Origin of the sequence: Paenarthrobacter sp. NPDC089307 (genome assembly GCF_040685055.1) — a bacterium.
Classification (GTDB): domain Bacteria; phylum Actinomycetota; class Actinomycetes; order Actinomycetales; family Micrococcaceae; genus Arthrobacter.
This window is the reverse complement of record NZ_JBFBHE010000005.1, coordinates 19,071-38,324: the sequence shown is the minus strand read 5'-3', so window position 1 is coordinate 38,324 and position 19,254 is coordinate 19,071. Positions and strand designations below refer to the sequence as shown.

The 19,254-nt window shown below is 63.6% G+C and carries 20 protein-coding genes and 1 tRNA gene; 12 read left to right on the top strand and 9 right to left on the bottom strand.

Going from position 1 to position 19,254, the window contains the following annotated elements; translation table 11 throughout:
- Nucleotides 1–7: 7 nt before the first annotated feature.
- Nucleotides 8–1,156: a glutathione-independent formaldehyde dehydrogenase gene (locus AB0N72_RS13045; RefSeq protein WP_363930802.1), complete on the bottom strand. Its 1,149-nt coding sequence runs from the start codon at nt 1,154–1,156 to the stop codon at nt 8–10.
- 386 nt (nt 1,157–1,542) lie between these two features.
- Nucleotides 1,543–1,615: transfer RNA gene (locus AB0N72_RS13040), tRNA-Thr, on the bottom strand.
- Between the two features lie 214 nt (nt 1,616–1,829).
- Here AB0N72_RS13040 and AB0N72_RS13035 point away from each other — a divergent pair.
- Nucleotides 1,830–2,561: an HAD family hydrolase gene (locus AB0N72_RS13035; protein ID WP_363930801.1), complete on the top strand. Its 732-nt coding sequence runs from the start codon at nt 1,830–1,832 to the stop codon at nt 2,559–2,561.
- Here the strand turns inward: AB0N72_RS13035 and AB0N72_RS13030 are convergent.
- Genes AB0N72_RS13030 through tmk form a run of 3 tightly spaced genes read right to left on the bottom strand, consistent with a single transcriptional unit; the run spans nt 2,558 to nt 6,008 of the window.
- Complete coding sequence (locus tag AB0N72_RS13030; protein WP_363930800.1) at nt 2,558–4,192, bottom strand: alpha/beta hydrolase; 1,635 nt, start codon at nt 4,190–4,192, stop codon at nt 2,558–2,560. The two genes, AB0N72_RS13035 and AB0N72_RS13030, sit on opposite strands and share 4 nt — an antisense overlap.
- A gap of 8 nt (nt 4,193–4,200) precedes the next feature.
- Nucleotides 4,201–5,352, bottom strand: a complete 1,152-nt coding sequence (locus tag AB0N72_RS13025) for a DNA polymerase III subunit delta' (protein ID WP_363930799.1) — start codon at nt 5,350–5,352, stop codon at nt 4,201–4,203.
- The gene (gene tmk / locus AB0N72_RS13020) at nt 5,349–6,008 is read right to left on the bottom strand and encodes a dTMP kinase (RefSeq protein WP_363930798.1); all 660 of its coding nucleotides are present in this window, start codon (nt 6,006–6,008) and stop codon (nt 5,349–5,351) included. Before tmk ends, AB0N72_RS13025 begins: the two co-directional genes overlap by 4 nt.
- A gap of 83 nt (nt 6,009–6,091) precedes the next feature.
- On the opposite strand from tmk, the gene AB0N72_RS13015 reads away from it, so the two are divergent.
- Both AB0N72_RS13015 and AB0N72_RS13010 read left to right on the top strand, forming a co-directional pair.
- Entirely contained in the window at nt 6,092–7,276 is a 1,185-nt protein-coding gene (locus AB0N72_RS13015; RefSeq protein WP_363931234.1) for an aminotransferase class I/II-fold pyridoxal phosphate-dependent enzyme, read from the top strand.
- A 10-nt stretch (nt 7,277–7,286) separates the two neighbouring features.
- Nucleotides 7,287–7,628 carry a DUF2516 family protein gene (locus AB0N72_RS13010; protein WP_363930797.1) on the top strand — a complete coding sequence of 114 codons (342 nt, stop codon included), beginning with the start codon at nt 7,287–7,289 and terminating at the stop codon, nt 7,626–7,628.
- 38 nt (nt 7,629–7,666) lie between these two features.
- Here AB0N72_RS13010 and AB0N72_RS13005 read toward each other — a convergent pair whose 3' ends face one another.
- Nucleotides 7,667–8,488, bottom strand: coding sequence for a class I SAM-dependent methyltransferase (locus AB0N72_RS13005; protein WP_363930796.1), 822 nt, complete (start codon nt 8,486–8,488; stop codon nt 7,667–7,669).
- 131 nt (nt 8,489–8,619) lie between these two features.
- Between AB0N72_RS13005 and AB0N72_RS13000 the strand changes: the two genes are divergently transcribed.
- On the top strand, nt 8,620–9,366 hold the full coding sequence (locus AB0N72_RS13000; protein WP_363930795.1) for a phosphoglyceromutase: 747 nt from the start codon (nt 8,620–8,622) through the stop codon (nt 9,364–9,366).
- Nucleotides 9,367–9,506: 140 nt separating this feature from the next.
- On the opposite strand, the gene phoU is transcribed toward AB0N72_RS13000, so the two are convergent.
- Nucleotides 9,507–10,160 (bottom strand): phosphate signaling complex protein PhoU, encoded by a 654-nt coding sequence (gene phoU / locus AB0N72_RS12995; protein WP_363930794.1) that lies wholly within the window; start codon nt 10,158–10,160, stop codon nt 9,507–9,509.
- Between the two features lie 198 nt (nt 10,161–10,358).
- Between phoU and AB0N72_RS12990 the strand changes: the two genes are divergently transcribed.
- Nucleotides 10,359–11,642 (top strand): ATP-binding protein, encoded by a 1,284-nt coding sequence (locus AB0N72_RS12990; protein ID WP_363931233.1) that lies wholly within the window; start codon nt 10,359–10,361, stop codon nt 11,640–11,642.
- Entirely contained in the window at nt 11,639–12,319 is a 681-nt protein-coding gene (locus tag AB0N72_RS12985) for a response regulator transcription factor (protein WP_020608526.1), read from the top strand. The genes AB0N72_RS12990 and AB0N72_RS12985 overlap by 4 nt, the downstream gene beginning before the upstream one ends.
- Before the next feature lie 171 nt (nt 12,320–12,490).
- Here AB0N72_RS12985 and AB0N72_RS12980 read toward each other — a convergent pair whose 3' ends face one another.
- Nucleotides 12,491–13,063, bottom strand: coding sequence for a hypothetical protein (locus AB0N72_RS12980; protein ID WP_363931232.1), 573 nt, complete (start codon nt 13,061–13,063; stop codon nt 12,491–12,493).
- Between the two features lie 291 nt (nt 13,064–13,354).
- Between AB0N72_RS12980 and AB0N72_RS12975 the strand changes: the two genes are divergently transcribed.
- The 6 genes from AB0N72_RS12975 to rlmB all read left to right on the top strand — a co-directional run bounded on the left by AB0N72_RS12975 (nt 13,355) and on the right by rlmB (nt 18,152).
- A complete protein-coding gene (locus AB0N72_RS12975) occupies nt 13,355–13,837 on the top strand; it encodes a CarD family transcriptional regulator (protein WP_011690592.1) in 483 nt (160 codons plus the stop codon).
- Nucleotides 13,838–13,903: 66 nt separating this feature from the next.
- Nucleotides 13,904–14,686, top strand: coding sequence for a 2-C-methyl-D-erythritol 4-phosphate cytidylyltransferase (gene ispD, locus AB0N72_RS12970; protein WP_363930793.1), 783 nt, complete (start codon nt 13,904–13,906; stop codon nt 14,684–14,686).
- A complete protein-coding gene (gene ispF / locus AB0N72_RS12965) occupies nt 14,683–15,228 on the top strand; it encodes a 2-C-methyl-D-erythritol 2,4-cyclodiphosphate synthase (protein WP_363931231.1) in 546 nt (181 codons plus the stop codon). The genes ispD and ispF overlap by 4 nt, the downstream gene beginning before the upstream one ends.
- Entirely contained in the window at nt 15,221–15,577 is a 357-nt protein-coding gene (locus AB0N72_RS12960) for a hypothetical protein (RefSeq protein ID WP_363930792.1), read from the top strand. Before ispF ends, AB0N72_RS12960 begins: the two co-directional genes overlap by 8 nt.
- A 35-nt stretch (nt 15,578–15,612) precedes the next feature.
- On the top strand, nt 15,613–17,079 hold the full coding sequence (gene cysS, locus AB0N72_RS12955) for a cysteine--tRNA ligase (RefSeq protein ID WP_363930791.1): 1,467 nt from the start codon (nt 15,613–15,615) through the stop codon (nt 17,077–17,079).
- Nucleotides 17,080–17,159: 80 nt separating this feature from the next.
- Nucleotides 17,160–18,152, top strand: coding sequence for a 23S rRNA (guanosine(2251)-2'-O)-methyltransferase RlmB (gene rlmB / locus AB0N72_RS12950; protein ID WP_363930790.1), 993 nt, complete (start codon nt 17,160–17,162; stop codon nt 18,150–18,152).
- 271 nt (nt 18,153–18,423) lie between these two features.
- On the opposite strand, the gene AB0N72_RS12945 is transcribed toward rlmB, so the two are convergent.
- Entirely contained in the window at nt 18,424–19,233 is an 810-nt protein-coding gene (locus AB0N72_RS12945; RefSeq protein WP_363930789.1) for a carbon-nitrogen hydrolase family protein, read from the bottom strand.
- Between the last annotated feature and the right edge of the window lie 21 nt (nt 19,234–19,254).

The following is a 19,254-nucleotide window of genomic DNA, read 5'->3' as shown; positions in this document are numbered from 1 at the left end:
CTCCTTCTCAAACTCCGGCCGGGTGGAGGACTACCTTGGTCCAGCCGTCTTCGCGGTTGTCGAAGTTCCTGTAGCCGTCGGGGGCCTGGTCCAGCGTCAGCTCATGGCTGACCAGGAAGGACGGGCTGGCCTTTCCGCCGGCGATGAGGTCGCGCAGGGCCCGGTTGTATTTCTTGACCGGGCATTGTCCCGAACCCATGGTCTGTCCCTTGAACCAGTAGTTTCCGTAATCGAACGCGACTTGTCCCTGCTTCTCGAGCTCGTCGGGAGAACCTGGATCCTGTGGCAGGAACACGCCCACCACGCCCAGGCCGCCCACGAACCGGACGGAGTCGACGAGCCGGTTCAGGGTTTGGTTGGGATGTTCGTTGCCTTCGGGATCGTGGGCTTGGTAGCCAACGCATTCACAGCCCCTGTCCGCGCCGAATCCCATGGTCTGGTCTTTGACGAATTCGACGGGATCCACTTCCGCATCATTGACCGGAATGGCGCCGATCTGTTCGGCAAGTTTCAGGCGGTCGCTTTGGCGGTCGACGACCATGACTTTGCCGGCACCCTTGATGATGGCCGAGTAAGCTGCCATGAGTCCCACCGGTCCGGCGCCATAGATGACCACGGAATCCCCGGGATACACCCCGGCCATCTCCGTCGCATGCCATCCCGTGGGGAAAATATCGGCGACCATCACGTAGTCGAGTTCTTTCTCCTCGGCGTCCTCGCCCAGGCGCAGGCAGTTGAAATCGCCGTAGGGAACGCGCAGGTATTCCGCTTGGCCGCCCTGGTATGGCCCCATGTCCGCAAAGCCATAGGCTGCGCCGGCGAGCTTTGGTTCGGGCTGCATCGTCAGGCAGTAGTTGGTGAAACCCCGTTCGCAGTTCTTACAGAACCCGCAGGCGATATTGAATGGCAGCACGACGCGTTCGCCCACCTTGACCTTGCTGACGGCGGGACCGACCTCGATCACCTCGCCGAGGTTCTCGTGCCCGAACGTACGCCCGGTTTCGAAGCTGGTGCGACCCTCGTACATGTGCAGGTCCGAGCCGCAAATATTGGTGGATGTGATCCTGACCAGGACATCCGCGGGATGCTCAATTTTTGCATCCGGTACGTCCTCGACACTGACATCGTTTGGTCCTTTGTAAACAACAGCCTTCATTTTTCCGCTCTTTTCTTCTGCCCATGCCGATTCGACCAAGTCATCGTGGGTTCCGGGGGCACGCGCTCAGAAGGCTGCGGGGCCGGGACCGGAATGGTGGCGCGAGTGATCACGCAAAGACGCGTGGTGAATCAGTGAGGAAATGGGGAAACAAGGATTGTGGCCCTGCGTCCACCTGAAGGTTTGGAAGGGCCCAATGCTTTCAGCCGGCAAGCTGTCCGGGGAATGCCCAGCCGGTCCGTCCGCAAACGCGATACTGATTGAAGACCCAATACTAAGCACACTTATCATTGGTGTCGAGGGGTAGCCCTAAATGGGTCCAAGCCGGATGTGCCCACAAAAAAAGGAACCCCCGGAAATCACTGATTTCCGGGGGTTCCGTACCGAGCTTCCTATCAGAATCGAACTGATGACCTTTTCATTACGAGTGAAACGCTCTACCGACTGAGCTAAGGAAGCACCGCGTTCATCCCCGGTTTCCCGGGCGATCACGCAAGACATAACTGTAATAGAGGCACGGCGCCCGGGTCAAAACGAGCACAGGGGCCGCCGTTGCGGGGATGTTCACCCGGGCGTCGGGCCGGGTTCAGGCGGCCGTTTCCCGGTCGCCGGAAGCTGGGGAATCAACTGTTGCGGCGGTAGCCGCCACGCAGACAGCCGAAGGAGCCGCTCAATGACCGGGGACACACTGACCAGGGACGCCAACCACACACCGACCCGGCTGCGGCTGGCAGTCGTGGACATGGTGGGCACCACCATCACCGATGATGGCCGCGCTGAACGGGCCATGTCCCGGGCCCTGGTGCAACACGGCATCGAGCCAGGCAGCAGCCGGTTCGAAAGCATGCTCGGCTACGCCCGGGACACCATGGGGTTCTCCAAGATGGCCGTCTTCAGCCATCTCTTCGAGGACGGCGCGGTGGCGACGAGCGCCAACAAGGTTTTCGAACAGGCCTATGACGAAATGATTGCCGACGGCGGTGTCCGCGCCATCCCGGGTGCGGAGGATGCGATCTTGTGCATGCGCGAGTCCGGGATGCAGATCTGCCTGGCCACGGGCTTCGGGCGGCACACCCAGAACATGGTGCTCGAATCGTTGGGATGGATGGGCCTGGCCGACCTCAGCCTGTGCCCGGCCGATGCAGGACGCGGGCGGCCCTATCCGGACATGATCCTCACCGCGGTGCTCGCACTTGACCTTGATGACGTGCGGGAGGTCGCGGTGGTAGGTGATACCAGCTCGGACATGCTCTCGGGCGTCCGTTCGGGGGCGTCACTCATCGCCGGCGTGCTGACCGGCTCGCACTCAGAGGCGACTCTGCGCGCGGCCGGCGCGACCGCCGTCGTCGATTCCATCAAGCAGCTCCCGCTCCTGGTGGAGAAGCGCGAAGCCAGGCACCTCTAGCAGGTCAGACCGTCCTGCGGCAGCTTTCCGTCAACGAAATAGTCGTCGACGGCGGAGCTGACGCATGAATTCGAGCGACCGTAGGCGGTGTGCCCCTCGCCTTCCCACGTGACGAGGGAGGCGTTCTCAAGCTGTTTGCGCAGCGACTGGGCCCATTGCAGGGGAGTGGCGGGGTCGCCGGTGGTGCCTACCACCACGATGGGAGCATCGCCCGTGTACTTGACCGGTGCAGGGGTGCGGGTGTTGGCGTACGGCCAGTCCTTGCAGTTGACCCCACCGTAGGCAAAGAAGGAACCGAATGTGGGGGACTCCTGCAGGAGCCTGGCCTCCTCTGCGCGCATGCCGGCGGTGTCCATGACCATCGGGTAGTCGAGGCAGTTGATCGCCTGGAAGGCGAAGGCGGAGTTTGAGCTGTACGTCCCGTTGGGTTCGCGATCAGCCCCGAGGTCGGCAAGCCGCATCATTTGCGATACGTCGCCAGAGAAGGCGCTGTCCAGGGCCTGGGTAAGCGCCGGCCAGCTTTGGTCGTTGTAGAGCGGGAGGATGAGGCCGTTGACGAAGTCGTTTCCGGTCACCAGCCTGCCGTCCTTGGCGGTTTGCGGATTCTGGTCCACGGCGCTGATGAGGTCCCTGATTTCCTGCACGCCGTTGTCCACGGACCCGCTCATGGGGCACTGGTTCTGTTTCTGGCAGCTGGCTACGTAAGTATGGATGGCCTTTTCGAAAGCCCGGGCCTGGCCGGAGGTCAGTTCCTCGTTGCTGATTGAGGGGTCCACGGCACCGTCAAGGACCAAGTGGCCCACGTTGTCCGGGAAGAGCGAGGCGTAGGTTGAGCCGAGGAATGTGCCGTAGGAGAAGCCCAAGTAATTGAGCTTGGCGTCGTTCACCACTGCGCGGAGGATGTCCAGGTCCTTTGCCGCGCTGACGGTGTCGATGTGCCCCAGAACGGGGCCGGTCTGCTGGGCGCACTGCTCCGCGAAGGACTTGTTGAACGCTATCGCCGCGGCCAGCCCGTCATCGGTATCCTTCCGGAACACCTTCTCGCGGGCGGCATCCCGCTCGGCATCCGTCATGCACTTGACCGGTGCGGAATCCTTCACGCCGCGGGGGTCGAAGCCCACCACGTCATAGTTGGCCCGGAGTTTCTCCGTGAAATGCGTGGTGCCGGCGTCCTTGATGAAGTCCACGCCCGAGCCGCCGGGGCCGCCGGGGTTCACCAGGATGGAGCCCTTTTTGTTACCAGTGCTTGGCAGCTTGATTGCGGCGAGGGTGATCTCATCGGAGCCGGGCTGGGCGTAGTCCATGGGAACCCTGACCTTCCCGCATTGGAGGCCGTCCCCGCACGAGCTCCATTCCACAGCCTGCGAATAGAACTTCTCCAGGCCTTTGGGAGCAGAGGCCGCGACAGACGGATCCACCGTGCTGGTGGACGGCTTCGCCGTCGGTGCAGGCAGGAAAGGCACGGTGCAGGCGCTGAGGACCAGCATGGACGCCAAGGCAATACATGCTGCCGCGAACCTGCGGCCGCGGATTCCACGCTGTGCACCCCTCAGACGGGAAGCACCCGCAGAAAGCCGGGCAGGCCGGTCCCTTGAAGGGTTACCGGCGGGCCGGCGAGGTGCGGACGTCATGCGTTCTCCTATTGCTGGATAAGGCTGGTTGCCATGGACTCGACCGCCAACAGCGGTGCCACGTTGGTGGTGGTGATGCGGACACGGGCCTTGTTGATGGCATCCATCCTGGCCAGCGTGGTTTCTGGTGTTGACCGGCCGGCGTATTCTTCCAAATCGCCCCTCAGCTCAACGTTGACCAATTCGACGGCGTTCCCCAACTGGATGATCAGCACGTCCCGGTAGAAGGACAACAGATCGGTCAGTGTGCGGTCCAGGGAATCGGTGATGGAGCGCTTGGCACGCCGTTTCTGGTCGTCTTCAAGCTGCTTTACCTGACTGCGCATGGACGGCGGCAAGGTCCCGGACTCGGGGGCGCCCAGGCTCGCGAGGAGTGCGATTTTCTCGGCGGCGTCGCGTTCGTCGTTGGAGCTGTTGGCTTCTTCCGTGGCGATCTTGACCAGCTTCTCCGCCATCATGACGGCGGCCGTAACCCCCCGCAGGCCCAGGGGGATCCGGACGGTCTCCAGGCGACGCTCCCGGGCTTCGGCGTCACGGGCGAGACGGCGGGCTATGCCTATGTGGCTCTGGGCCGCCCGCGCGGCGCGTTCGGCGAGTTGGCGATCGACGCCGTCGCGCCTCACCAGGAGGTCCGCGACGTCGGCTGCCGGGGGAAGGCGCAGGCTCACCGGCCTGCAGCGGGAGCGGATGGTGACCAGGACGTCGGCGGGCGACGGGGCGCACAGCATCCAGATGGTGCGCGGGGTGGGTTCCTCGATGGCCTTCAGCAGTACGTTGGTGGTCCGCTCGGCCATGCGGTCCGCATCTTCCACGACGATGATCCGCCAGCGCCCGGTGGCGGGCCTGTCGCCGGCTTTGGAAACGAGTTCGCGGGCTTCATCGATGGTGATGGTGACTTTTTCGGTCCGCACGAACGTCACGTCCGAGTGCGTCTCGCCCAGGATGGTGTGGCAGGCCGCGCAGACGCCACAGCCGCGCTGGGTGACGTCGTCCTGCTCGCAGTTCAGCGCCGCAGCGAACGCTTTGGCCGCGTTTGAACGGCCCGAACCCGGGGGGCCGGTGAAGAGCCAGGCATGGGTGAGGCCTGAGTCGCCCTGCGCGGCCTGCTTCAGCTGCGCCACCACAGGAGCCTGCCCCTGGAGGTCGTCCCAGACGCTCACGGGCGTGGGCCGGGAACTCGGTCACCCAACAGGGACTCCACCCGCTCCAGGATCCGGGCGGCAAGGGCATCGATGTCCTCGCTCGCCGGCAGCACCAGGTAGCTTGAAGGTGCGGCCCCGGCAAGGTCCAGGAAAGCGTCGCGGATGGCTGAGTGGAAATCATCGGGCTCGGATTCAAGCCGGTCCTCGGTGGCATCCCCGGCGGTGCGTCGTTGGCGGCCGTCGGCGGGATCGACGTCGAGCAGAACCGTCAGGTGCGGATGGAGGCCTTCGGTGGCCCATTCGTTAAGGGACAACACGCCTTCCGTGCCCAGGCCGCGGCCAGCGCCCTGGTAGGCCACAGAGGAATCGATGTAGCGGTCCGTGATGACCACCGTTCCGTTGGCCAGGGCCGGGCGGATGACTTGGTGCGCGTGCGCCGCGCGGGCAGCGGCGAACATCAGGGCTTCGGTGCGGGCGTCGATGGTGCCGTGCCCGTGGTCCAGCACCAGGGAACGCAATTTCTCGCCAATCGGGGTGCCGCCGGGTTCCCGGGTCCGCAGTACGGAAAGGCCCCGGGATTCGAGGGCGTCCGAGAGCCGGGCGGCCTGCGTGGACTTGCCCGCTCCGTCCCCGCCTTCGAACGCGATGAAAAGACCTGTGCTCTGAATACTCACGCGTCTAGCCTACCGAGCTTCCCTGACAGCAAAGGCGCGTAATGCCTTTCATCCACAGCATTGCCCGCGACTACGCTGAAACCATGAGCCTTTCCGATCAGCACGCCGCCGAATTGTCGCCTGAAACCGTTGTGGTTGCTGCCGGTCGTCCGGAGCGCGCCCATGATGAACCGGTAAATCCGCCCATTGTCTTGTCCTCCACATACTTCGGTACGGGCAGCCTGGGTGACGGCGACCGGGGCTACGGACGCTACGCCAACCCCACGTGGGACCCGTTCGAGGACGCGTTGGCCAAACTGGAAGGCGCCACGCTCCCGGGCCTTCTCTATGCTTCCGGCCTGGCAGCGGTCAGTTCGGCTCTGTCACTGGTTCCCGCCGGTGGCGTCGTGGTGATGCCGACCCATAGCTACGCCGGTTCGCTCGTGATGGCCACGGAGCTGGCGGAGAAGGGCTTCCTGGAACTGCGCACCGTGGACATCACGGACACGGAAGCGGTGAAGGCCTTGATCAGCCCGGAGAGCGGCAGGAAGGCAGACCTGCTGTGGCTCGAAAGCCCCACCAACCCCATGCTCGGAATCGCCGACATCCGAGCGCTCACTGATGCCGCCCACGCCGCGGGCGCGCTGGTGGTCACCGACAATACTTTCTCCACGCCTCTGGTGCAGCAGCCCCTCAGCCTGGGTTCCGACGTCGTACTTCACTCGGTGACCAAATACCTGGCCGGACATTCGGACGTCGTCCTCGGCGCCTTGGTGACATCGAATCCGGAGCTGCGCGCCACGCTCCTGCACCACCGCATCATCCACGGCGGAATCGCCGGCCCGTTCGAAGCCTGGCTGGCCCTTCGAGGCCTGCGCACCCTGGCGCTGAGGATCGAACGATCGCAAGCCTCGGCAGCCACGCTCGCCGAAAGGCTCAGTACCCACCCCCGGGTCCAGTCCATCAGGTACCCGGGACTGCCCACGGACCCCGGACATGAACGCGCCAAGGCCCAGATGAAGGGCTTCGGCTCCATCCTTTGCATCCAGGTCTCCGGCGACGAGCACCGCAGCGGCGCCGACGCCGCGGACCAGCTGGTCCGCGCGTTGCAGCTATGGCTTCCGGCAACGTCACTGGGCGGGGTTGAGTCGTTGATTGAACGACGACGCCGGCACACGGCCGAGCCGCTCACCGTCCCCGAAAACCTGGTCCGTTTGAGCGTCGGAATAGAGAACGTCGAAGATCTTTGGTCCGACCTTGAGCAAGCACTCAAGGCGTTGGACAGTTAGGCTGGAGGGCGTGGACGGAAAAATCTTGATTGCGTACGTCACCACCGGGGTCTACTACATCCTGGGGTTGGTGGCCCTTGCCTTGGAACTGTGGGCGTTCGTTGATTGCCTGCGCCACCGGCCCACCTTGTTTGTGGCTGCTTCCAAGCGGACCAAGACCTTCTGGCTGGCACTTACCGGAGTCGCTCTGGCCATCGGTGGCCTGACCGTCCTTACGGGCGGCAGCAGCCTGGGCCTCTTCGGCATCGCCGCGGTCACCGCGGCTTGCGTCTACCTCGCTGACGTCCGTCCCGCGGTCCGTGAAGCGGGCAGCGGCGGAAACCGCAACGTCGGCCCCTACGGTCCCTGGTAAACAGCGTCCCTGGTAAACAGCGTCCTTGGTGAGCGCAGCTACAGGGGCGCCACAGCGTCCCACGCGACAGTGACTTCACCAAGACGCCACCGTGAGGGACCATCCTGAAGAGGCCATCCGGCGTCGCGCAGTGAACGGCACATCCCCGTCCAACGCTGCCGGTTACCAAACGAAGCCAACGGGGCCGCCTCCAACCAGGCCTTGTCCATCGCCTGTAGGAACGCGTGGATCGGCTCGCCCGGCACGTTCCGGTGGATCAGCGCCTTGGGCAGCCGCTCGGCAACCTCCGACGGCAGCTCGAAACTACCGAACCGGACAGAGAAGCTCAGGCTCAGAGGACGCTCGGGATCCAGGGCAACCCAGGTGACCCGGCGGCCGATTTCGTCGCAGGTGCCGTCAATGAACAGTCCATTCGGGGCCAGCCGCGACTGCACCAAAGCCCAGATCGCGGGCACGTCCGACTCCTCGTACTGGCGGAGCACGTTGAACGCCCGTACCAGTACGGGGTTGCCTGGAACCGGCACTTCAAAGCCGCCCACCGAAAAGCCCAGCCCGGGCCGTTCCAGTGCCTTCGCGTTCCGCACGCGCTCGGGCTCAATCTCAATTCCACGCACTTGCACATCCGGCCGCACGGCCTGCAGCCGTTCAAAAAGTTCCACTGCCGTCGTCGGCGAGGCGCCATAGCCCAGGTCAACTACCAAGGGCTCGACGGCGGCACGCAGCCGCCAGGCCTGCGGACCGGCCAGCCAGCGGTCCAGCCGGCGCATCCTGTTGGGGTTGGTTGTGCCGCGGGTGATGTTGCCGACGGGCTTGCCACCCCGACTGCGGGGAGAGCCCACCCTTTCCGCTTTTTGCACCACGGCCCCACTTTATCCTGCAACCCGGGGTCACTTATGGTCCCTTCGGAGGCAGCTGATGGGCCATAGGTGACCCCGCGTTGCTGTTCGTAACGCCGGGCAGGGCACCGGGCCGCTCGGCTAGGATGAAAACCATGACTTACAAGCTGATTCTGCTGCGCCATGGCCACAGCGAATGGAACGCCAAGAACCTGTTCACCGGTTGGGTGGATGTAGACCTGAACGACCAAGGCCGCAAAGAAGCAGTGCGCGGCGGGGAGCTCCTGGTAGAGAACAACATCCTCCCGGACATCCTCTACACCTCCCTCCTGAAGCGCGCCATCAACACGGCCAACATGGCTTTGGACAAGGCAGACCGCGGATGGATCCCGGTCAAGCGCGACTGGCGCCTCAACGAACGCCACTACGGCGCGTTGCAGGGCAAGGACAAGGCCCAGACCCTGGCCGAGTTCGGCGAAGACCAGTTCATGGAATGGCGTCGCAGCTACGACACCCCGCCGCCGCCCTTGTCCGATGACAGCGAGTTTTCCCAGGCGCATGATGTCCGCTACAAGGACCTCGGCGATGCCCTGCCGCGGACCGAGTGCCTCAAAGACGTCCTCGTCCGCCTGCTCCCTTACTGGGAATCGGACATCAAGGAAGACCTCAAGGCGGGCAAGACGGTCCTGGTCACGGCGCACGGCAACTCGCTGCGCGCACTGGTCAAGCACCTGGATGGCATCAGCGACGACGCCATCGCCGGTCTCAACATCCCCACGGGCATCCCGCTGGTGTACGAACTGGACGACGACTTCCAGCCCATCAACCCGGGCGGGACCTACCTGGATCCCGATGCAGCGGCCGAGGCCATCCTCGCCGTTGCCAACCAAGGCAAGAAATAGGGCTCTGCGGTTCTTCGCCGGGTGCTCGGTCGTTCCTCCCTTAGACGCACTCCGGCCGAAGAACGCGCTGCGCTGCAGTAAAAGGGCGGCCGGTCACCTGAGGTGACCGGCCGCCGTCGTATGCTCTGCGGTTGGAAACGTTAGAAGCCCTCGGGCTGCCATTCGCCGGTCACCAGGTAGGTGACCTTGCGGGCAACCGAGACGCCGTGGTCGGCGAAGCGCTCGAAGTAGCGGCTGGCCAGGGCGACGTCCACGGTGGTGGCGGGGTTCTCGGTCCACTCGGGGGCAGCGATGGCCTTGAAGACGCTGAGGTGGAGGTCGTCCACGGCGATGTTGATCTTGAGGATGTCCCGGGCAACTTCGAGGTCGCGGGTTTCGAGGAGTTCGATGACCTTGGCGGTGATGTCGATGTCGTGCTGTGCCATGGCCTTGAAGGTCTGGGTCAGCGGGGCGGGGATCACGGTGGCCGGGTAACGCAGGCGCGCCAACTGGGCCACGTGGCGTGCCAGGTCACCCATGCGTTCCAGCGAAGCACTCATCCGGAGCGAGCCGACGATCATGCGGAGGTCGCTGGCCACCGGGCCCTGCAATGCCAGGATGTCGATGGCGCGTTCGTCCAGGCTGTTCTGCAGGAAATCGATCCGGGCATCTGCCGCAATGACGTCCTGGGCAAGATCCACGTCGGCGCCCTCGAAGGAAGTTGTGGCCTTCGTGATTGCTTCGTGAACGAGCTTGGAGATCTCGATGAGGTCGTCACCTACCTGGGTGAGCTCCTCCTGAAAAACCTTGCGCACTAAGGCGTCCTTTCCTTGGAAATCCTGGCCCCTGGAGGGGGCCGGACTTCAAAACCATTGGCAGTCCAACCAGTAACTGTGTCAGGGCCCCGTGAACTGTTTGGCACCTTTAGATGAACGTTAGTTGAACCGTCGGCGTTTGGCGCCGGATCAATGCTCCGCCCCGATTCCACAGCATAAGCTGGACACGTGGATCCATTGCTCATAGGTGTCATTGCAGGCCTGGTTGGCCTGTCGTTGGGCGTCTTTGGCATGCTCGCTTTCAGGATCAGCGAACGTCAGCGCAGCATTGTGGACCTCGACGTAACCGAGCCCCTGCTCCCTGAAGGCGCAGCGGAAGTCCTTGCCGTCGTCGGGCGTGCGTTCGTTGTTGTGGACGCGATCGACGGCGTCGTCCGCGCCAGCCCGGCCGCCTACGCCTACGGCCTGGTCCGTGGGCACACCGTGGTCCACAAGCAGCTCCTGGACATGACCGCGAAGGTCCGCCGCGACGGCGTGATCCTTGAGGAACAGTACGAGCTCCCGCGAGGCCCTCTGGGCAAGGGAACCATTGTTGTCCAGGTCCGGGCAGCCATGCTCGGCTGGGAATATATCGTGCTCCTGGCCGATGACCGCACCGAGATCACCCGCACCGAGGAGATCCGCAACGACTTCGTGGCCAACGTGTCCCACGAACTCAAAACCCCTGTTGGCGCGATCTCGCTCCTGGCCGAGGCGCTCGAGGCATCCCCGGATGACGAAGAAGCCGTGCGCCGCTTCGCCAAGCGGATGCACAAAGAGTCCGGCCGCCTGGCTGCCCTGGTCCAGGACATCATCGAACTTTCCCGGCTTCAGGGCGCCAACGTCGCCCAGCAGGGCCATGCAGTGGATATCAACACGGTGATCGGCGAGGCCGTGGACCGCTCGCAGCTTCCGGCCGAGAGCAAGAACATCCACATCGTGGTCGGCGGCCACTCGGACTCCTTGGTGTTCGGCGACCGTGACCTCCTGGTGACAGCCCTGCGCAACCTGATCGACAACGCCATCCGCTACTCGCCCGAGAACACGCGCGTGGGAGTTGGCGTCCGGACCCGGGAGGGCGTTGTTGCCATCTCAGTCACGGACCAGGGCGAGGGCCTGACGCCCGAGGACCAGGAACGGGTCTTCGAGCGCTTCTACAGGGTGGATGCAGCACGCTCCAGGCATACCGGGGGTACAGGCCTGGGCCTCAGCATCGTCAAGCACGTAGTCTCCAACCACGGCGGCGAAGTGACCGTTTGGTCGCAGCCCGGTCAGGGTTCCACCTTCACCATCCGCTTGCCGGAGATGGAAGGCCAGGACGACGACGCCGGCCTCCCGCCCGTCGCCGGCACGGGGGCAGTGGCGCCTGGGCACGCAACTGCAGCGGCCGCCGTCGAACCTGAACGTGCCATCCAGCAACCCCATCACGTGAACCACCAAGGGGGCGCCAGTGGCGCCCGAGAGCAAGGAGCCAGCGCTTGAGCCGGATTTTGATAGTTGAGGACGAAGAGTCCTTCAGCGACCCCCTGTCCTATCTTTTGGGCAAAGAGGGCTTCGACGTCGAGGTAGTGGACAACGGCAGCGATGCTTTGGTGGAGTTTGACCGGAACGGCGCCGACCTCGTCCTCCTGGACCTGCAACTGCCTGGAACGCCGGGAACGGAAGTGTGCCGCCAGCTGCGCCAACGCTCCAGCGTCCCGGTGATCATGCTGACAGCCAAGGACTCCGAGATCGACAAAGTGGTAGGGCTGGAACTGGGGGCGGACGACTACGTCACCAAGCCCTACTCCTCCCGCGAACTGGTGGCCCGTGTCCGCGCTGTCCTGCGTAGGCAGGGCGAGCCGGAGGAACTCATCACTTCCACTGTGCAGGCCGGCCCTGTCCGCATGGACATTGAGCGCCACGTGGTGAGTGTGAACGGCGAGCAAGTCTCGTTGCCGTTGAAGGAATTTGAGCTGTTGGAGATGCTGCTTCGCAACTCCGGCCGGGTCCTGACCCGTGGGCAGCTCATCGATCGCGTGTGGGGTTCGGACTACGTGGGGGACACGAAGACCCTGGATGTGCACGTGAAGCGGTTGCGCAGCAAAATCGAGCCCGACCCCTCTGCGCCGCGCTACCTGGTGACCGTGCGCGGGCTGGGTTACAAATTCGAGCCGTAACCCCGTCCCGTCCCTCCTCCTCCGGAGTTTTTGTACAGGTAATGCCCTTTAGACGGCCTCTAAAGGGCATTACCTGTACAAAAACTCGCTCAGGCGGGGCAAAAAAGGAAGGGTCCCGCCGCAGTGAACTGCGACGGGACCCTTCCTTTGTTTGGTTCTTGGAGCGTGGTCCTAGTGGCCTGCCGCGGAACTCGTGGAGGTGGAGGACGGCGTTGCCGAGCTGGTCTCGGTGCCCGTTGCGCCAGGGGTTGCCGAACCGCTCGGGCTTGCCGAAGGGCTGGGGAGGTACTTGGCGTACTCGGGGAGCGTGCCGTCGACAACAGGGATGTTGATCGTGGCGGAGTCGGACCCGCTGCGGATGGTCACAGGGGTCAGGCCACCGGGCCTCACGCCGGCGGTGCTGAGGACGGCGGCGTCGGCGGTGTCATTGAGGTACGTTTCCGACATTGCCTTAACCGGGATTTCGGTCTGGGCGCCGTTTGCGCCGCTGAGCGTCAACGTGGCGTCGGAGTTGGACTGGTTGAAGACAGCGCCGATGACCCGGCCGGGCGCTTTTTCGCCCGAAGAAACAATCAGCATGTTGCGCAGCTGCAGCTTGCCGAGGTCGGCCCTGACCCCGTCCGAAGCTGAGTACTGGTGCGAAGTCTGCTGGGCATTGACGAAGCCGCAGCCGGTAACGGACAGAAGACCGACGCCGATTGCAGCGGCCGCAATTGCCAGCTTGCCGCGCTGGACAGTGTTCATCGCAGAAATGCGCACGACACCTACTCCTAGAGTCATTGGAAACTTTTTCAGCCATAGCCTATCGGCAAACGGTCCAAAACAAGGATTCGGGAAGGCTTTGTGGCGGACTCGACAGGGAAGTTTCCCTACCCGCGTTGCTTGCGCGATGCATCTTTCGGCGAATACGTCAAGAGGTTGGATGAACCCTTTTGGGGCCTCTTTCCCAGTATTGGCGCGGGTGAAGGGGCCTTTGGATGCCAGTCGTATGCCTTAATCGTGATAGACTAGTCTGCGGGAAAGGGGAAAGTCCACATGGTTTTTGAGGTCGGCGAGACAGTAGTTTACCCTCACCACGGTGCAGCAAAAATTGAAGAAATCAAGATGCGCACCATCAAGGGCGAAGAGAAAATGTATCTCAAGCTCAAGGTGGCTCAGGGTGATCTGACCATTGAAGTTCCAGCAGAGAACGTTGACCTTGTTGGGGTCCGGGACGTAGTGGGCAAAGAAGGCTTGGAGCACGTTTTTGACGTACTCCGCGCCGAGTTCACTGAAGAGCCTACCAACTGGTCACGTCGTTACAAGGCGAACCTGGAGAAGCTTGCTTCCGGCGATGTCATCAAGGTGGCAGAGGTCGTTCGCGATCTTTGGCGTCGTGATCATGATCGCGGCCTTTCGGCAGGCGAGAAGCGAATGCTGGCCAAGGCACGGCAGATTCTGATTTCAGAACTGGCCCTGGCTGAGAAGACGGACGAAGAGAAGGCTGCAAGCGTTCTTGACGAGGTCTTGGCTTCCTAAGAATTGAGCCCCGGTGGTGCGAAAGCGCCGCCGGGTTTCTTTTTGCCACAAAGTACGCTGGTGACCATGAGTAATCCTTCCAAGCGCGCCGTCACGGCCGTGATCGTGGTCGCTGCCGGTTCCGGTGAGCGGCTCGGCTACGGCATGCCCAAAGCCCAGGTTCCACTGGGCGGCGAGACCATCCTGATGCATGCCCTTCGAGGCGTTGTCGCCTCCGATGTTGCCCGCCAGGTCTGCGTGGCCCTGCCCAAAGGCGACACCACCCTGCGGGCGCTGATTGCCGATTTCACCGTGGATCTGGTGGACGGTGGTCCTGAGATCACAGTGGTCGACGGCGGTTCATCCCGGGCGGATTCCGTTCGCGCTGCTTTGGCTGCTTTGGAGGACGGAACCGAGTTTGTCCTGGTGCACGACGCCGCCCGGGCACTCACCCCTGAACGGGTCTTCCAGCGGGTTGCCGATGCTTTGTCTTCCGGGGCGAAGGCGGTCATACCTGCCATGCCCGTGGTGGACACCATCAAGACCGTTGCCGAAACAGATCGTTCCGAGGCCTCCATCGCTCCCGAGGTTGTCACCGGGACAGCTCCCCGCGAACAGTTGCGGGCGGTCCAAACACCGCAGGGTTTCGAGCTGGCCACGCTGCGCCGGGCACATGAGGCTGCCGGGCTTTTCGACGACAAGCAATCCGCGGCCGTGACCGACGACGCCATGCTGGTGGAACTCCTTGGCGTTCCCGTTCACGCCGTCCGCGGGGCAAGCCAGTCCCTCAAAATCACCACGCCGCTGGACCTCATCATCGCCGAAGGCCTCCTTGAAGGACCCTTGGGGATTCGTTGGGTGGAGGGATAGTGGCCGCGGAAAACCCGGTCCTGCCGAGGACTGGCATCGGGATCGACGTTCATGCTTTTGCGCCCGAGAACGACCCCCAGCCGCTCTGGCTCGGTGGTCTCTTCTGGGAGGGCGAACGGGGACTGTCCGGGCATTCCGACGGCGATTGCGTCGCCCACGCGGCTGCCGACGCACTTTTCTCTGCCTGCGGAATCGGCGACCTCGGCACCCACTTCGGCACGGACCGCCCGGAGTACGCAGGTGCTTCGGGCGTGACGCTCCTTGGCGAAGCCGCCAGGATTGTGCGAGCAGCAGGCTTCGGGATAGGCAACGTCGCCGTCCAGTTCGTGGCCAACCGGCCCAAGTTCGGGCCGCGACGGGAGGAATCCCAGCGCGTACTGAGCGAAGCCGCGGGCGCTCCCGTCAGTGTCACGGCCACCACCAGTGATGGACTTGGCTTTACCGGTCGTGGTGAGGGCATCTCGGCCGTGGCCACGGCCCTTGTCTACCCGATCGCCGGCATCACCCACCAGGGTCCAGCGAAAGGTGCCCCGCATGCGTAAGCCAGGTGCCGGCGTCGTGCGTTCCGCTGTGGTGTTGCCGGCCGCCCTGGCTGCCGTGCTCCTTCTGGGCGGTTGTGCCGGCACGCCGAAGATGGACGTGAAGGCGAGCTGCGATTTCCTGAACAACGACGCGTTCAAGCCGGACGGCAACCAGCAGCAGCAGTCGAAGCAGCTCGCGGAGCACTACCACCAGATCGCCGACAAAGTGGCACCGGAAATCGGGGACCCCATCAAGGAGATGGCTGCGATCATGGACAAGGCGGCCGCGTCGTCGCTGGGTGCAGCCACACAGGAGCAGCAGGAAAAACTCAAGGTCCAGTTCAATAAGATCGGCGAATTCTGCAAGTAGGCAGGTCATGCCGCGTCATCGGCTAATCTGGAGCGGTGACCCTGCGCTTTTATGACACCGCCTCCGCCGAAGTCCGCGACTTCGTTCCCCTCGAAGACGGCAAGGCCAGTCTCTACTACTGCGGGGCTACGGTCCAAGGCATGCCCCATGTTGGTCACATTCGCTCGGCAATAGTTTTTGATCAGCTGTCCCGTTGGCTCAAGCACAAAGGGTACAAAGTCACTGTTGTACGCAACGTGACAGATATTGACGACAAAATTCTGGCCAAGTCTGCAGCTTCCTTCGAGCCGGGATTTCAAGAGAACGCCACCGACATTCGTGAAGAAGAGTGGTGGGCTCTCGCCTACCGTTACGAGCGAGAGTTCTTGGATGCTTATGAGACATTGGGTGTTTCTCGGCCGACGTATGAACCCCGCGCCACGGGTCACATCCCCGAGATGCACGCGCTCATCCAGCGCCTGATTGACCGTGGCCACGCGTATCCGGCGCTCGACGATTCCGGCGACGTCTATTTCGATGTCCGCTCGTGGAGCAAGTACGGTTCGCTGACGCGGCAGAACATCGACGACATGCAAGGCGCTCCCGACGCCGACCCCCGCGGCAAGCGCGATCCCCGCGACTTCGCGCTGTGGAAGGGTTTCAAGGAGGGCGAACCCGTTACCGCCAAGTGGGAGTCACCGTGGGGCGCCGGGCGTCCCGGATGGCACCTCGAGTGCTCGGCCATGGTCACCAAGTACCTCGGCACCCGCTTCGACATCCACGGTGGGGGACTGGACCTGCGCTTTCCGCACCACGAGAACGAGATGGCGCAGTCCCAGGCCGCCGGCGACGAATTCGCCAATTTCTGGATGCACAACGGCATGGTCACGTACGAGGGCGAAAAGATGTCCAAGTCCATCGGGAACACCGTGAGCCCGGCCGAGATGTTGGAACTGGCATCGCCGCGCGTGGTGCGTTACTACCTTGGCCAGGCCCACTACCGCTCCATCTTGGACTACCGGCCGACCTCGCTGCAGGAGGCTGCGGCCGCTGTGGAGAGAATTGACGGGTTCCTAAACAGGGCTGAGGCAGCAGTCTTCCCTAACTTTGGCACCGTGACGAGCACATGGTCGCCAGTTCAGCAATACTTTGATGAGTTTTGCGCTGCCATGGACGACGACTTGAATGTTCCGAGAGCCCTTGCGGCATTGCACCAAACAGTTAGGGCGGGCAATGCGGGATTGGCGAGAGGCGATGACCTCGTAGTACACGCTGCGCGCGGACATGTCTTGGCGATGACGCAAATTCTCGGTTTGAATGCGGTAAGGGCGTCAGGCCGTATTGAAAGCGAGAAGGCCGCAGGCTTGGACAGGTTGGTTCGAGCGCAGCTCCAGGCCCGCGCCGCCGCCAGGGCCAACAAGGACTGGGCTGCCTCCGACGCAATCCGCGACACCCTCGCCGCCGCCGGCGTGGTAGTCGAAGATGGTGCGGATGGGGCCACCTGGAGCCTTAAACACGACTGACAAACCGCCGCTGCGGCCGAATTGCATCGGGTCAGTAGACTTGATTCCAGACATACTCACAAAATCAAGGATGGAATCTCATGGCCAACAATGGTCGCCGGTCGGTCAAGAACAAGAAGGGCCCCACCGCCGGAACCGGTGGCCACGGCCGCAAGGCCCTGGAAGGCAAGGGTCCCACGCCCAAGGCGGAGGACCGCACGTACCACAAGGCGTACAAGAACAAGCAGCTGGCTGAGCGCTCTGCCGCCAAGCGCGGACCGGGCACCCGCCCCGGCGGCGCCGGCGCCCGCTCCGGCCCCAAGGGCCGGGCAACCGAGGAACTGGTCACCGGCCGCAACTCCGTGGTGGAAGCGCTGCGCGCAGGCATCCCGGCCAAGGCCCTGCACGTAGCCATCCGCATCGAAATGGATGACCGCGTCAAGGAGTCCCTCAAGCTCGCCGCTGAACGAGGCATCCCGCTGCTCGAAACCGGCAAGCCTGAGCTGGACCGGATGACCGAGGACGCTGTCCACCAGGGACTGGTTCTCCAGATTCCGCCGTACGAATACGAAGACGCCTACGACCTCGCCGAGCAAACGGTTGACAAGTGGAAGAAGGGGCACATCTCCAATGCGCCCATTTTCGTGGCTTTGGACGGCATCACCGATCCCCGCAACCTCGGCGCCATCATCCGATCTGTCTCCGCCTTCAGCGGTCACGGCGTGATCGTGCCTGAGCGTCGTTCCGTCGGCGTCACGGCGTCCGCATGGAAGACCAGCGCCGGTGCCGCTGTCCGCGTGCCGGTGGCCCGCGCGTCGAACCTGAACAACGCGCTCAAGCAGTTCAAGAACATGGGCATCTACGTCCTCGGCCTTGACGGCGACGGCGACGTCTCGCTGCCCGACCTCACGGTTGCCACCGAGCCTGTCTGCATCGTGGTTGGCTCCGAAGGCAAGGGCCTGAGCCGTTTGGTCCGCGAAAACTGCGACCAGATCGTCTCGATCCCGATCGACTCCGCCATGGAGTCGCTCAACGCATCCATGGCCGTGGGCATCTCGCTCTACGAGGTCTCGAGGCAGCGCTCCGCCAAGTAATCCTTGGTAAGGCGGCGTGGCCGTCATCCTCCGCATGCTCGCTCGTTCCTCGCTTAGACGCATGCTTCCGGATGACGGCCACGCCGCCTTTCGTTGCTTGGCGGTCTGTCTGGGCGCTTCGTGGGCCGGTTCCGGCGGGCGGGGTGCTTTCGCTGCGGGTTTTCTTTGGGGCCACGCATACCGGATTACGCCACCTAAATCCCGGTGGCGCCGGCGAAATTGGGTGGCGCCGGCGAAATTGGGTGGCGCCGGCGAAATTGGGTGGCGCCGGTTAGAAGTCGCGGCGGTTGGCCAGGACCGGGAGCTTCTGGCGGGCGTCGGACACCACTGCGGCATCGAGCTCGGCGAAGATGAGCCCGGGCTCGCCTTCCAGTGCTTCCAGGACTTGGCCGAACGGGGATACGACGGCGGAGTACCCGACTCCCGTGGGCGCGGCACCTCTGGCTTCGACGCCTTGGGTAGCGGGGTCGCCCTGGCCGCACGCGAGGACGAACGTGGTGGTGTCCACGGCGCGTGCGCGGGCCAGGAGCTGCCACTGATCGGCTTTCCCGGGCCCGGCTCCCCAAGAGGCCGAAACGATGTTGACCACGGCACCACGGTGCGCATTGGCTGTGAACAAGGCCGGGAAGCGGACGTCGTAACAGGTGGCCAAACCGAAGGTGAGGCCGCCGGCGTCGAACGTCACTGGTTCTGTACCGGCCTCAACGGTGTCCGATTCAGCGAAGCCAAAGGCGTCAAAAAGATGGATCTTGTCGTAACTGGTTTCAACGCCGGGGCCCGTGGCAAGGAGCGTATTACGCACCCGCGGGGACCCGGAATCGGAGGGTGAACCCGGAGTGAACATGCCCGCTACGATCACCAGGTCCAGTTCATCGGCGATCGAACGCACCTTGGCGGCCCACGGCCCATCCAAAGGTTCGGCAATGTCCAGCAGCGAGTTCCCAAACGCGCGCATCATTGCCTCGGGGAAGACCACCAGCTCAGCGCCGCCGTCCTTGGCCCGGCGGGCGTACTCCTCCAGGAGCCGCAGGTTCCCGGCCAGATCCCGGCCGGAGATGACTTGGGCAAGTGCCACGCGCACGATAGAACCTCCAATTGGTCT

Excerpts from the sequence above, each read along its gene's own strand:
- AB0N72_RS13045 (WP_363930802.1), bottom strand. The coding sequence starts at position 1,156 with ATGAAGGCTGTTGTTTACAAAGGACCAAACGATGTCAGTGTCGAGGAC.
- AB0N72_RS13035 (WP_363930801.1), top strand. The coding sequence starts at position 1,830 with ATGACCGGGGACACACTGACCAGGGACGCCAACCACACACCGACCCGG.
- AB0N72_RS13030 (WP_363930800.1), bottom strand. The coding sequence starts at position 4,192 with ATGACGTCCGCACCTCGCCGGCCCGCCGGTAACCCTTCAAGGGACCGG.
- AB0N72_RS13015 (WP_363931234.1), top strand. The coding sequence starts at position 6,092 with ATGAGCCTTTCCGATCAGCACGCCGCCGAATTGTCGCCTGAAACCGTT.
- AB0N72_RS13000 (WP_363930795.1), top strand. The coding sequence starts at position 8,620 with ATGACTTACAAGCTGATTCTGCTGCGCCATGGCCACAGCGAATGGAAC.
- AB0N72_RS12980 (WP_363931232.1), bottom strand. The coding sequence starts at position 13,063 with ATGAACACTGTCCAGCGCGGCAAGCTGGCAATTGCGGCCGCTGCAATC.
- AB0N72_RS12975 (WP_011690592.1), top strand. The coding sequence starts at position 13,355 with ATGGTTTTTGAGGTCGGCGAGACAGTAGTTTACCCTCACCACGGTGCA.
- ispD (WP_363930793.1), top strand. The coding sequence starts at position 13,904 with ATGAGTAATCCTTCCAAGCGCGCCGTCACGGCCGTGATCGTGGTCGCT.
- AB0N72_RS12960 (WP_363930792.1), top strand. The coding sequence starts at position 15,221 with ATGCGTAAGCCAGGTGCCGGCGTCGTGCGTTCCGCTGTGGTGTTGCCG.
- rlmB (WP_363930790.1), top strand. The coding sequence starts at position 17,160 with ATGGCCAACAATGGTCGCCGGTCGGTCAAGAACAAGAAGGGCCCCACC.